At 62.1% G+C, this 13,052-nt stretch carries 12 protein-coding genes; 4 read left to right on the top strand and 8 right to left on the bottom strand.

Annotated features, from left to right (window positions below):
- Positions 1 to 140: 140 nt before the first annotated feature.
- Positions 141 to 890: a response regulator gene (locus CYR52_RS21675; RefSeq protein ID WP_072926593.1), complete on the top strand. Its 750-nt coding sequence runs from the start codon at positions 141 to 143 to the stop codon at positions 888 to 890.
- 30 nt (positions 891 to 920) lie between these two features.
- On the opposite strand, the gene CYR52_RS21670 is transcribed toward CYR52_RS21675, so the two are convergent.
- The 4 genes from CYR52_RS21670 to CYR52_RS21655 all read right to left on the bottom strand — a co-directional run bounded on the left by CYR52_RS21670 (position 921) and on the right by CYR52_RS21655 (position 5,235).
- Positions 921 to 1,637: a D-lyxose/D-mannose isomerase gene (locus CYR52_RS21670; RefSeq protein ID WP_101829414.1), complete on the bottom strand. Its 717-nt coding sequence runs from the start codon at positions 1,635 to 1,637 to the stop codon at positions 921 to 923.
- 80 nt (positions 1,638 to 1,717) lie between these two features.
- On the bottom strand, positions 1,718 to 2,641 hold the full coding sequence (locus CYR52_RS21665) for an ABC transporter substrate-binding protein (RefSeq protein ID WP_165698447.1): 924 nt from the start codon (positions 2,639 to 2,641) through the stop codon (positions 1,718 to 1,720).
- A gap of 75 nt (positions 2,642 to 2,716) precedes the next feature.
- Positions 2,717 to 3,706 carry an ABC transporter permease subunit gene (locus tag CYR52_RS21660; RefSeq protein ID WP_072926595.1) on the bottom strand — a complete coding sequence of 330 codons (990 nt, stop codon included), beginning with the start codon at positions 3,704 to 3,706 and terminating at the stop codon, positions 2,717 to 2,719.
- Entirely contained in the window at positions 3,706 to 5,235 is a 1,530-nt protein-coding gene (locus tag CYR52_RS21655) for a sugar ABC transporter ATP-binding protein (RefSeq protein ID WP_072926597.1), read from the bottom strand. Before CYR52_RS21655 ends, CYR52_RS21660 begins: the two co-directional genes overlap by 1 nt.
- Before the next feature lie 143 nt (positions 5,236 to 5,378).
- Here CYR52_RS21655 and CYR52_RS21650 point away from each other — a divergent pair, with 143 nt between their 5' ends.
- Positions 5,379 to 7,967, top strand: coding sequence for an ATP-binding protein (locus CYR52_RS21650; RefSeq protein WP_101829412.1), 2,589 nt, complete (start codon positions 5,379 to 5,381; stop codon positions 7,965 to 7,967).
- Between the two features lie 126 nt (positions 7,968 to 8,093).
- Complete coding sequence (gene rdgC / locus CYR52_RS21645; RefSeq protein WP_072926924.1) at positions 8,094 to 9,005, top strand: recombination-associated protein RdgC; 912 nt, start codon at positions 8,094 to 8,096, stop codon at positions 9,003 to 9,005.
- Between the two features lie 65 nt (positions 9,006 to 9,070).
- Here rdgC and ppnP read toward each other — a convergent pair whose 3' ends face one another.
- The 4 genes from ppnP to CYR52_RS21625 all read right to left on the bottom strand — a co-directional run bounded on the left by ppnP (position 9,071) and on the right by CYR52_RS21625 (position 11,109).
- Positions 9,071 to 9,361: a pyrimidine/purine nucleoside phosphorylase gene (gene ppnP / locus CYR52_RS21640; RefSeq protein WP_101829411.1), complete on the bottom strand. Its 291-nt coding sequence runs from the start codon at positions 9,359 to 9,361 to the stop codon at positions 9,071 to 9,073.
- A 213-nt stretch (positions 9,362 to 9,574) separates the two neighbouring features.
- Positions 9,575 to 9,766, bottom strand: a complete 192-nt coding sequence (locus CYR52_RS21635; protein WP_072926604.1) for a YaiA family protein — start codon at positions 9,764 to 9,766, stop codon at positions 9,575 to 9,577.
- Positions 9,767 to 9,881: 115 nt separating this feature from the next.
- Positions 9,882 to 10,406, bottom strand: coding sequence for a shikimate kinase AroL (gene aroL, locus CYR52_RS21630; RefSeq protein ID WP_072926607.1), 525 nt, complete (start codon positions 10,404 to 10,406; stop codon positions 9,882 to 9,884).
- 433 nt (positions 10,407 to 10,839) lie between these two features.
- Positions 10,840 to 11,109: a YdgH/BhsA/McbA family protein gene (locus tag CYR52_RS21625; RefSeq protein ID WP_072926611.1), complete on the bottom strand. Its 270-nt coding sequence runs from the start codon at positions 11,107 to 11,109 to the stop codon at positions 10,840 to 10,842.
- A gap of 544 nt (positions 11,110 to 11,653) precedes the next feature.
- Here CYR52_RS21625 and CYR52_RS21620 point away from each other — a divergent pair.
- Positions 11,654 to 12,586, top strand: a complete 933-nt coding sequence (locus CYR52_RS21620; protein WP_072926614.1) for a DUF808 domain-containing protein — start codon at positions 11,654 to 11,656, stop codon at positions 12,584 to 12,586.
- Positions 12,587 to 13,052: the final 466 nt, after the last annotated feature.

Here is a 13,052-nt window from a genome sequence, read left to right as displayed (position 1 = left end):
TCCAGCGCCCGGCAGTTAACGCCGCGGGCGCATCGGTTACACTGATTTTAACGTTTCTTTAACACCCCTGCGCGGTTTGCAGTGCCCGTCTCGGGGGCACGTAAGGTTGTCTGCGTCGGCACCCCGCAAGGAGTCTTGCCATGAAACCCGCCATTCTGGTTGTGGATGATGACCCGGCCATCTGTGACCTGCTGCATGATGTGCTGAGTGAACATGTGTTTACCGTGCGCTGCTGCCACCGGGGCGAAGAGGCGCTGCAACAGATTGCACAACACGCTGACATCGCGCTGGTACTGCTGGATCTGATCCTGCCGGACATCAACGGCCTGCTGGTGCTGCAACAGTTGCGCCGCCTGCGCCCCGATTTGCCGGTAATGATGCTGACCGGCCTCGGCGCGGAATCTGACATTGTGGTCGGCCTGGAGATGGGCGCGGATGACTACATCGCCAAGCCGTTCAATAACCGGGTAGTCGTGGCGCGGGCCAAGGCCGTGCTGCGCCGCAGCGGCGCGCTGACGGTGGCCGCCCCCGCTGCGCCCGCCTGTGGCTGGGGGTTCAACGGCTGGTGGCTCGACGAGCAGCGTTGCACCCTGCACAACCCGCAACGGGAGGAAGTGGGCCTGACCCAGGGTGAATACACACTGCTGCTGGCGATGATTACCCATGCCCGCCAGGTACTGACCCGCGATCGGCTGCTGGAACTGACCCACAGCGAAACGCTGGACGTGTTTGATCGCACCGTGGATGTGTTGATCATGCGCCTGCGCCGCAAGATCGAGGCAAATCCCCACCAGCCGGTGCTGATCCGCACGATCCGCGGGCTGGGCTATGTGTTTGCCGCCGACGTGCAGCGCCCGGCGCGGGCGGTTGCGCCGCGCCATATTGCCTGACCCCTTGCGCCTGAGCCAGGGGCCGGGCACTCAGGCCGCACCCGGCTCGCGCCGGTACTCGGTGCAGAGCAGCCAGCGCGGCGGCTCATCCTCCTCCAGCGCGGTGAAACGCGCCAGCGGCGTCAAAAAGCAGTTGTCATGCTGGTCGTCGTTGGTCATCGACACCTCGCCCACCAGCACATCGCCGAACCCCTCCTCGCCCCAGAAGCTGTGGTACATGCCTGGCGGCAATGTCACGCTCTCGCCGGGGGAGAGCCGGATGCGGCTGCCGGGCGGCAGCGTCTGGCGGTAGCCGTCCGTCACCACCTCGACCGGCGTGTTTGCCAGCCCCGGCGGCGTGTCGCTGGTCGCCCCTGCCGGCTCTTCGGCGTTATACAGCTCAATAATCAGGTTGCCGCCGCTGCGGTTGATGATGTCTTCCCGCTTGCGCCAGTGGAAATGCATCGGCGTCACCTGCCCTTCCCGGCAGTGCATCACCTTTTCGGCATAAGATTTGGCATAGGGCTGCCCGTCCGGCGAGCCGTTGCGCAGGGTGAACAGCGTCAGGCCGCGCTGGTAAAAATCGGTGGAGCCGAAACAGGTCACATCCCAGCCGAGGCCCAGATCAAACACCTCCTGCCAGGCCTCCTGCGGCTGTTGCGCCCAGGCTTCCGGGCTGAAATGGGCAAACGGCGGCAGGTGCACATCCTGCCGGGCGAAAAACTGCCGCGTATCGTGCAGGATCTGGTTGACCTGCGAGCGGGCCATGCGGCCCCCGCTGTGCTGATCGGACATGATGGGCACCTCCTGCCGGTGAAAAGGGCCGGTACGGGCGTACCGGCATCGGGTTATCTGACCGTCCAGCCTTTGTAGCTGCTGACGCTGTTGCGGTCGATCATCGTGACCGGGATCAGCACCGGCGCAGTGGGCGCGGCTTTGCCCTGGAGGATGTCATAGCCGATCTCCACCGCTTTGGACGCCATCACCTGCGGGTCCTGCGCCGGGGTCGCGACAAACAGCGAGTTTTTGCGTTTCAGCGCCTCTTCGCCATCCGGCGATCCATCCACGCCCACGATGAAGAATTCGGTACGTTGCGCCTGTTTGGCCGCCAGATCGGCGCCGATCGCGGTGGGATCGTTAATGGCGAACACGCCGTCAATGTGCGGGTTGGCAGAGAGCAGCGAGGTCATGACTTCCAGCCCGCCTTCGCGGCTGCCTTTGGCGTTCTGGTTATGGGAGAGCAGTTTGATGCCGGGGTGCTGTTTCAGCTCCGTCATACAGCCCTCAACCCGGTTCTGCACCGCCGACACCGGCGGCCCGTTGATGATCACCACATTGCCCTTCTCTTTCAGGCGGTCTGCAATGTATTTACAGGCGATCTGCCCGGCCTGGGTGTTGTCTGAGGTGATGGTGGCGTCTGCCCCTTCCGCCGCGACGTCCACCGCCACCACCACGATCCCCGCCTCTTTGGCGCGTTTCACCGCCGGGCCGATGCCTTTGGAGTCCGCTGCGTTCAGGATGATCATGTCCACTTTCGCCGCGATAAAGTTGTCGATCTGCCCGACCTGCTGGCCGAGGTCATAGCCGCTGGAGACCAGCGTGACGTTCACGCCGTCGCCCGCCAGCTCACGCGCCTTTTTCTCCGCGCCTTTGGTGATCTGCACAAAAAACGGGTTGGCGAGGTCACCGACCGTCACCCCAATCGATTTCAGTTCTTTTGCCTGCGCTGATGGCGCAGAGAGCAGCACGCCTGCGGTCAGCAGCGCACCCATCACAGCGTTGAAGCGGATTTTCATTGGCTTTTCCTTGTTGTTCTCGGATCAATGTTATCGGGTACAGGGGAAACATCAGGCCGTCTGGTGGTGGCGCGTACGGTATTTGTCGATCAGCACCGCGATGATGATCACCGCGCCCTTGATCACCAGTTGCCAGAAATAGGAGACGCCCATCAGCGTCATGCCGTTGTTGAGCGTGGCGATGATCAGCGCGCCGACCAGCGTGCCGGTAATGGTGCCGATGCCGCCGACAAAGCTGGTGCCGCCGAGGATCACCGCGGCAATCGCGTCGAGTTCATAACCGACGCCGAGGTTGCCGTTGGCGCTGTAGAGGCGCGAGGCGCTCATCAGCCCGCCCAGCCCGGAGAGCAGCCCGCTCATCGCATAGACGAACAGCAGCACCACCCCGACCTTGATGCCGGTCAGCCGCGCGGCCTGCATGTTGCCGCCGACCGCGTAGATGTGCACGCCGAGGGTGGTGCGCCGCAGGATGAACCAGCACACCGCAATCACCGCGAAAGCGATGATAATCAGCCACGGGACCGGCCCCAGGTAGCCGTTGCCGATCCATTCAAAATTGATGTCGGAGTTGATAACGGTCGTGCCGTCAGCGAACAGGTAAGCCGCCCCGCGCAGCGCGGTATAGGTGCCGAGCGTGACGATAAACGGCGGCAGCCCGGCCCAGGCCACCAGCGCGCCGTTGAACAGCCCCATCAGCAGCCCGGCCAGCAGCGCCAGCGGGATGGTGAACGTGGCCAGCGCCGGGTTCAGCGAGGTCACCATCGCCACCACCGCCGTGGCCCCGAGCATCGACCCCACCGACAGGTCAATGCCGCCGGTCAGGATGATAAAGGTCATGCCCGCTGCCAGCACAATGTTGATCGACGCCTGCCGGGTGATGTTCAGCAGGTTGGCATCGGTGAAAAAGTTGGGGGCGATAAAACCGAATACCGCCACGATCAGGATCAGAATCGGCAAAATGCCGACGGTTTGCATCAGGTCGCCCAGCAGTGCCCGTTTCAGCGCCGGGGATTTTGCCGCGGCGGTCTCTGTTTTGCTCATCAGATGATTCCTTTAGTGGAGGTTTCCTGGGGAAGGGCGACGCCGGTGGCCAGCGTCATAATGTTCTCCTGCGAGATCTCATGCGCCGCCAGTTCCCCGGCCAGCGCGCCCTCGCGCATCACATAGACGCGGTCACTCATGCCGACAATTTCCGGCAGCTCGCTGGAGATCATCAGGATCGCCACGCCCTGCTGCGCCATCTGGTTCATCATCCGGTAGATTTCACTCTTGGCGCCGACATCCACGCCGCGCGTCGGCTCGTCCAGCAACAGGATGCGCGGGCCTATCGCCACCCAGCGCGAGATCAGCAGCTTCTGCTGGTTGCCGCCCGACAGCCCCCCGGCGCGCACCTGCGCATGGGGCACACGGATGTTCAGGGCGCGGATCGCATTGCCTGCAATGTCGCGCCCTTTGCTGCGGTTGAGCAGGCCGTAACGGGCGTCGCGCCCGAGGGTCGCCATCACGATGTTCTCGTGCGCCGCCAGCTCCAGAAACAGCCCCTGCTCTTTGCGGTTTTCCGTCAAAAAGCCGATGCCGAGCGCGATGGCGTCACGCGGGGAGCGGATGCTGACCGGCTGGCCGTCAATCAAAATCTGCCCGCCGGTGGCCGGGTGAACGCCGAAAATCAGCGAGGCCAGCTCGGAGCGCCCGGCCCCGACCAGCCCGGCCAGCCCGACAATCTCCCCGGCGCGCACGTTCAGCGTGCAGGGGTGCACCTTGCCGCCGTCGGTCAGCGCCTCCACCGCCAGCCGCACCGCCCCCGGCGTGGCCGTCTGCGCCTCCTTGTTGAACAGGTCACTCAGCGGGCGGCCCACCATCATCCGCACCAGCTCGGTGGCGTTGAGGTTGTCGCGCGTCAGGCTGCCGACATACTCCCCGTCACGCAGCACGCTGACCCGGTCGGAGAGCGCGTAAATCTCCGCCATCCGGTGGCTGATGTAGATGATCGCCATCCCCTCGCCGCGCAGCCGTTTGATCAGGCCAAACAGGTGATCGGTTTCGCGGCTGGAGAGTGCGGCGGTGGGTTCGTCCATCACCAGGATGCGGCTGTTGCGGTGCAGCGCACGGGCGATCTCCACCTGCTGCTGCTCGGCGATGCTCAGCGTCATCACCCGGTCGGTGGCGCGGAACTGCGCGCCCAGGCGGTCAATCACCTTTTGCGCCTCTTCCGCCATCTGCGTGCGCCGCACCAGCCCGCCGCGGTGCAATTCACTGCCGAGGAAGATGTTTTCCGCCACCGTCAGGTTGGGCGCGAGGTTAATCTCCTGGTAGATCAGGGTAATGCCTGCGGCCAGCGCATCTTTCGGCCCGCGGATCGGGTAGGGCCGGCCGTCTATCAGGATGGTGCCGCTGCTGGCGGTATAGGCCCCGGCCAGGATTTTCATCAACGTACTTTTGCCCGCGCCGTTCTCGCCCATCAGCGCATGGACTTCGCCGGGGTAGACCGTCAGGCTGACATCCTTCAGCGCGTAGAACTGCCCGAAGCGCCGTGAGATATGTTGCATTTCCAGAATCGGGGTGGCGGCCATCGGCCTCTCCTGTCAGGTCGGGATAGGCGCAGTTCACCACTGCCAGATAAACACCGCATGTCAGCCGCCGTTCATCTTTGTCATAATCTTTCCGGCCGCGGCTTTTATGATGCGTCATTCCCTTTCCCCACGTCAGGAGCATTATGGCCCCCTCCCTTCCCCGTTTGCTGGCGAGCGCCCGCGGGCGGTTGCTGATGTTTAACCTGCTGGTGATGGCACTGACGCTCACGGTCAGCGCCGTGGCGATCGTGGGCTTCCACCATGCAGGCAAGATTCAGGAACAGGCGCAGGCGCAAACGCTGGCGGAGATGAACGGCAGCATGGCGCTGGCACGCGACACGGCGAACGTCGCCACCGCGGCCGTGCGGCTGTCGCAGGTGGTGGGCGCGCTGGAGTACCAGAGCGAGTCGGCGCGCTTAAAGCAGACGCAGCTTGCCTTGCAGGGTTCCCTGCGCGGGCTGGCCGCCGCCCCGCTGGCGCAGCGTGACCCGGCGCTGGTGGCGCGCCTCACTGACCGCAGCACCCGGCTTCAACAGAGCGTCAGCCGGTTGCTGCTGCTCGGCCACCAGCGGCATATGCAGCGCAACCAGATGCTGAGCGCGCTCTATCAGGATCAGTCCACCCTGCACCACATCATTGAGATTGCCGTGCGGCAACCGCCCTCGCCACTGCCGCCTGAGCTGGCGATTGAATTGAACCGGCTGCTGACCCTCGCTATCCAGATCCCGGCGCCGCAGGCGGTAACGGAGCAGATCGACCGCGTGATGGCCAACTGGCCGGCACCGCCGCCGGATGCGCTGATGGCGGAAAAAATGGCGCAGTTCCAGCACACGGCGGCGCGCCTGACGCCGCTGGCGGCTGACCTGGCGCAGAGCGACCTGGCGATCGCCTTTTACACCTACCAGATCAAGGCGCTGGTGGCGATGCTCAACGACGACATCAACCACTATGTGCAGAACGTGGCGGCGGCCTCCGCGCAGCGCACCCACCAGAACCACCAGGAGCTGAGCTCCGCCATTGGCTTTATCAGCGTGATTGCGCTGCTGGCGCTGGTGATCACCGGGTTTGCCGGGCTGTATATCTACCGCAACCTCGGCTCCCACCTGACGGCCATCGCCGGGGCGATGACGCGGCTGGCGAAAGGCGAACGGGACGTCAGCGTCCCGGCGCTGCAACGGCGCGATGAGCTGGGCGATCTGGCGCGGGCGTTCAACGTTTTTGCGCGCAATACCGCTTCCCTGGAGCACACCTCGCGCCTGCTGAAAGAGAAAAGCACCCAGCTCGAAACCACTTTTCTGGCGATGCGCGACGGCTTTGCCTTGTTCGACAACACCGGCCACCTGGTGGTGTGGAACCCGCAATACCCGCTGTTGCTGGGGCTGGATGAGCACATGCTGCACCGCGGCCAGCACTACCGCGCGCTGCTGCAATGTGTCGGCCCGGCCTCTGACCACCCGTGGGACGCCGCGCTCGCCGGGCTGGCCCGCCGGTGCCCCGCCCCGCAGGAGGTGCGGCTGAACGATGGCCGGGTGATTGAACTGCGCTTCAGCCCGCTGCCGGATCGCGGCATGGTCAACGTGGTGCTGGAGCGCACCGAGCGCAAAGCCCTGGAGCAGGCCCTGGTGCACAGCCAGAAAATGAAGGCGGTCGGCCAGCTGACCGGCGGGCTGGCGCACGATTTCAACAACCTGCTGGCGGTGATCATCGGCAGCCTGGAACTGGCGCAACAGCAGCCGCTGGAGGCGCAAACCGTTGCGCGCATCAGCCGTTCGCTCAAGGCGGCGGAGCGCGGGGCGCAACTTACCCAGCGGTTGCTGGCCTTCTCGCGCAAACAGTCGCTGCGACCGCAGGCCATCGACGTGGCGCTGCTGGTGGAGAACCTGCATGAGTTGCTGCAACACGCCCTGCCCGACGGGCTGGCGCTCAGGATCGAGGCTGACCCTTCGCTCTGGCCGGTGTGGATTGATGCCAACCAGCTGGAGAACGCGCTGCTCAACCTGGTGATGAATGCACGTGATGCGATGGAGGGGCGCGGCGGCGAGATCCTGATCCGCCTGACGAACCAGCAGGTGGCGCGCACCGGCGGGCGGGTGCAGGCGATGGTGGCGCTGGAGGTGGAAGACAGCGGCTGCGGCATGTCAGAGGAGGTGCGTGCGCAGGTGTTCGAGCCGTTCTTCACCACCAAAGGCGTCGGCCAGGGCAGCGGGCTGGGGCTGTCGATGGTGTATGGGTTTATCCGCCAGTCGGGCGGCCGGGTACAGATTGAGAGCCGCCCCGGCCAGGGCACGCGGGTGCGGCTGCAACTGCCGCGCGCACCGGACGCCGCCGCGCCGCCGGCCCCGGTGGCTGACGAGCGCAACAGCCCGCCGGATGACCGGTTGATCCTGGTGCTGGAGGATGAAGAGGATGTGCGCCAGACACTGTGCGAGCAGCTCCACCAGCTCGGCTACCTGACACTGGCGTGCAGTAACGGGGAACAGGCGCTGGCGCTGCTGGCGCAAACCCCGGACATCAGCCTGATGATAAGTGACCTGAGGCTGCCCGGCGAAAGCGGTGCGGAGGTGGTGCGCCGGGCGCGGGCGCGCCACCCGTCGCTCGCGACGTTGCTGGTCAGCGGGCAGGACCCGCGGCAGCCCGGCGACGGCACCCCGCCCGACGGCGTGCTGTTGCGCAAACCCTATACCCAGCGCCAGCTGGCCGCGGCGCTGCGGCTCGCCTGGCAGGCGCACTGACACCGTGCTCTCAGGCCGCCGCGGCGCGGGATTTTTCTTAAGGACTGAGGCCCGCCAATTGGGTATCATGCCGCCCTGCTTGTGATTAACCGCGCGCCGCTTGCGCGCCCGGACAGGGATAAAACGATGTTATGGTTTAAGAATTTGATGGTTTATCGTTTAAGCCGTGAGGTGACCCTCTCTGCGGACGAGATGGAAAAACAGCTCAGCGCCTTCACCTTCACCCCGTGCGGCAGCCAGGACATGGCCAAAACCGGTTGGGTCTCCCCGATGGGCAGCCACAGTGAAGACCTGACCCACAGCGCCAATGGCCAGATCCTGATCTGCGCCCGCAAGGAGGAGAAAATCCTGCCGACGCCGGTGGTGAAGCAGGCCCTGGAGGCCAAAATCAGCAAGCTGGAAGCGGAACAGCACCGCAAGCTGAAGAAGACCGAAAAAGATTCGCTGAAAGACGAAGTGCTGCACACCCTGCTGCCGCGCGCCTTCAGCCGTTTCAACCAGACGTTCCTGTGGATCGACACCGTGAACGGCCTGATCATGATCGACTGCGCCAGCGCCAAGAAAGCGGAAGATACGCTGGCGCTGCTGCGCAAAAGCCTCGGTTCGCTGCCGGTGGTGCCGCTGACGCTGGAAAAACCGATCGAACTGACGCTGACCGAGTGGGTGCGCGCCGGGGAGTTGCCGGCCGGGTTCACGCTGATGGAAGAGGCGGAGCTGAAAGCGCTGCTGGAAGATGGCGGCGTGATCCGCTGCAAGAAGCAGGATCTGGTCACTGATGAGATCGCGGTGCATATCGAAGCCGGGAAAGTGGTCACCAAACTGGCGCTGGACTGGCAGGAGCGCGTGCAACTGCTGCTGGCCGATGACGGCAGCCTCAAGCGCCTGAAGTTCGCGGACGCCCTGCGTGACCAGAATGATGACATCGACCGGGATGACCCGGCCGCCCGTTTTGACGCGGATTTCATCCTGATGACCAGTGAGCTGACGGCCCTGATTGCCAATGTGGTCGAGGCACTCGGCGGCGAAGCGCAGCGCTGATCCCGCGCGCTGCCCGCCATAAAAAAGCCGCCCGGTGGGCGGCTTTTTTTCTGTGGCAACCGGCGTTATTTGCTCAGGTATTTACACAGATAGGCGGTGGTGTCAGACACCTGAAGGTTAAATTCGCTGTGGCCCGGTACGTAGAAAGTTTCCCCCGGCATAAACACCTGCCAGTCCGGCGAACCGGGCAGCAGTACCCGCAATGCGCCGGTGATCACCGTCATCTCTTCCGACTGTTTGGTGCCGAAGGTATATTCCCCGACTTCCATCACGCCGACGCTGGCGTTACCGATGGTGCCGCTCTCGTACCCGATAGACTTCACTTTCCCTGCAAAATACTCGTTAACATTCAACATAGTCTGACCCTGCGGCTGGAAAACAGAACTGCCATAGTAGAGTCAGTGGGCGCGCGCTGTCACTGATTATTCACGCCCGGCGCGCATTATTGCCCTATAACGCGATCGGGCGCGCAAACCCGCCCGCCCGGCCTGCCTTCCTTAAAAAACCGGCATGAAAAAGCCGGCATCAGCGCCGGCTTTTTGCACATATTTTCACAGGGCGGCTAACCGCTAATCAATTTTTTCGTCTTCGTAGCGCCGCTTGGAATCAAGGGCTTCCGATTCCGTCTCATGCTCACTGATCAGGGTGTCCGGTTTCGGATGATCGGCGCGCAACTCGTACCAGGTCACAGTATTACCGGGTTCGCCCTTTTCAACAGGGACGATGCGCGCTTCGCGCGGATAGGGAGGATGTCCAGGCATGGTTAATTCCTTTCGTTATGCACCGAAAAGTAAGTATAGACAGGATTTTAGCGGGCGGTGGCTGTGGCGGGTCGGAAGTCTCTGAAAACCGGGCCGAAGGCGGCCCGGCAGCGGATTACTTTATGGTTTCAACCTGTAACAGGCGCTGGATGGCCGCGACGATCTCCGCCGGGCTGGTGGTGGCGTCCAGCACATGGTGGGCAACTTCCTGATAGAGCGCCTCACGGGCGGCCAGCACCTCGACCATCTCTTCACTGATCGGCTTGCCGGTCAGCGTCGGGCGCTGGGCATCCAGCGGGTACTCTTCCAGCCGGTGGGCCAGGGTGGCAGCCGGTGCACGCAGGTAAATCACCCGCCCCGCCCCGCGCATAAAGGCGCGGTTTTCCGCCGCCAGTACCGCGCCGCCGCCGGTAGCGACCACGGTACGGGGGGCCGTGACGGCTTTCAGCGCCTCGGTTTCACGCCGGCGGAAACCCGCCCACCCTTCACGCGCCACGACATCCGCCACACTCAGGCCGGTGGACTGTTGCATAAACACATCCGTATCCGTGAACTGATAGCCGAGTGCACGGGCCAGCGCATTACCGACCGTGGTTTTGCCTGCGCCGCGGGCACCGACCATAAAAATAGGTTGTGTCATTGCTGTCCTTTCCTGCCGCTACGCCGGGCAGTTCCCATCATCTTTTAGAAAAGCGGAATCATACCTGTTACCCACACAGACGCAATGATTGATCACGCTGCGCCGCCGCAAAACAGAAACAGAGACGGCCGGGCGCAATCTGACACTGCGCCCGGCCGTCTCTGTTTTTTCAGAACTTTCCAATCAGGCAGCCATAGCCTGACGCCGCCGTTATTACCACGGCGCACCCTATGATTATTAATACAGCCTTTTACCGGGTATTCCCTATTAAGAAATAACGCAGATAAAACCCTTCACCTTAATAAACCCCCTCACCCACTGTTTATTTATCCGGTCTTTTTCCGCACGCCATTAACGGTATTTCACGTTATTCATGCCGTTACGAAAGCGCGACGGCAGCGCCGGCCAGCCTGACCGGGAAATAAACTTCGGCTCAGCGATAAATCTCGGCATTTACCCGTTGCTGGCTGGAATCACTCGGCGTATCAATGCCGATAATACGGTAGTGGCTGGCCCCTTCATCCATGGCTTTTTGCTCTACGGCACTGATGGCATCTTCCGGCGAGCCGGTAATCCCACTGACAGTAACGGTGCCCATGCTTTGCAGCCCGCTGGCTTCGCTGCGGTTGACTTCCGTTGCCGCCAGGGCAGAGAACGAGGCAGCCGTCAACAGCGCAGCAGTTATCACAGGTAACAGTTTCATGACACTCTCCTCATACTTTTACAGATGAAAACCTCTTTCGCACACAGGGTATTTCACGGCACGGGGTAATTTGCAGCAAAACAAATAGCCCGGCGTGGTGACATGTCACACTGATTTACGCTATGGCGATCGTGTTCAGAGCAGTAATTATGGGTCACGCGGTGAAAAAAAGTTGTCAGCCGGTGTAAAGAAATTCAAGTATCGTGGAGGAAATAAGGAGGGGGATCTTTTTTTCTTTTTTACCGGCTTCGGTGTTCAATTATTTTGGCGTTACCTGGGCGGATCACACGATTATTTTGTCGCTAACACTTATCTGTATAAAAGCCATAGAGCAATTTCTGGTTATTTTGCTGTCGGCTGCCGCTTTTTCCCATAACATTTCTTTACCCGGCCCCGGCTGGGCGAAAGCGGTGCCAGCGCCTATCTTTAAGGGGACGCCCGGTCACAGGGCGAGTGGTACACTGGCGCGCCGGGTAATTTCTTGTTACTGCCTGTTTTTGTTACTATCCGGCCTATTGAAAAAATTAACCGAAAGGAAAACACGATGGCGGGAAGCAGCCTGTTGGCACTGATTGATGATATAGCCTCTATTTTGGACGACGTCGCCGCGATGAGTAAGGTGGCGGCACGGAAAACCGCCAGTGTGCTGGGGGACGACCTCGCGCTGAATGCCCAGCAGGTCAGTGGCGTCAAAGCTGACCGCGAGCTGCCGGTGGTCTGGGCGGTCGCCAAAGGCTCGCTGCTCAATAAAGCGATTCTGGTGCCGCTGGCCTTGCTGATCAGTGCGTTTATCCCGTGGGCGATCACCCCGTTGCTGATGATTGGCGGTGCCTACCTCTGTTACGAAGGTTTTGAGAAAATAGCGGAAAAATTTTTCCATGGTAAAGAGGCCGCCCACGAGGCTGCGCCGCGCGCCAACGCGCCGAAAACCCAGGAGGAGTTACTGGCGCTGGAGAAGAAGAAAGTGAAAGGCGCGGTGCGCACTGACTTTATTCTTTCCGCCGAGATTATTGTGATTTCCCTGAACACTGTGGCCCACGTGCGGTTTGTGGATCAGGTGATGGTGATGGTGTTGATTGCCGTGGTAATGACGGTGGGCGTGTACGGGCTGGTGGCCGGTATTGTGCGGATGGATGACGTCGGGTTTTACCTGCGCAAGCGCCAGGGCACCGGCATGTTCACGCGCCTGCTGCACGCGCTGGGCAGCGGCATCCTGCACACTGCCCCGCTGTTGATGAAGACGTTGTCGATTGTCGGCACCATCGCGATGTTCCTGGTCGGCGGCAGCATCCTGACCCACGGTTTGCCGTTTATGCACAGTCTGGTGGATGTGCTGAACCACGGCAGCACCGGGTTTGTCAGCACGCTGATTACCGGTGCGGTTGACCTGGTGGTCGGGTTGATTGCCGGGGCGATTGTTCTCGGTGCGGTGGTACTGGGGAAGAAGGTGTTTGGGAAGAAGGAGAAGGCGGCCTGAGCGGCAGGCTCATAGCCATTAATGGTTAATGGTTAAGTGGCATGTTTCGGTTGCTCATGTGTGGTGGCTGTTGGATCGAGGTGTGTTGCATTGGCAGACGCCCGGCTTCTTTCTGCAGCCGCAGCCATGCGTAACGTGGGATGTTTCGGTTGCTCATGTGCGGATGGCTTTTGGATCGAGGTGTGTTGCGTTGGCAGACGCGCAGACGCCCGGCTTCTTTCTGCTGCCGCAGCCATGCGTAACGTGGCATGTTTCGGTTGCTCATGTGCGGATGGCTTTTGGATCGAGGTGTGTTGCGTTGGCAGACGCCCGGCGTCTTTCTGCTGCCGCAGCCATGCGTAACGTGGGATGTTTCGGCTGTTTATGTGTATTTGTCTTCCCGGCTCACCGAGCCTCAACCGAGCAGGGCCTGCCGGCGCGCCGGCCCTGCACCCGCGCGCTTTCGGTGCCCCGGCTGAATCATTGC

Origin of the sequence: Chimaeribacter arupi (assembly GCF_002858805.1) — a bacterium.
Lineage (GTDB): Bacteria > Pseudomonadota > Gammaproteobacteria > Enterobacterales > Enterobacteriaceae > Chimaeribacter > Chimaeribacter arupi.
This window is presented reverse-complemented; position numbering and strand designations above follow the sequence as displayed.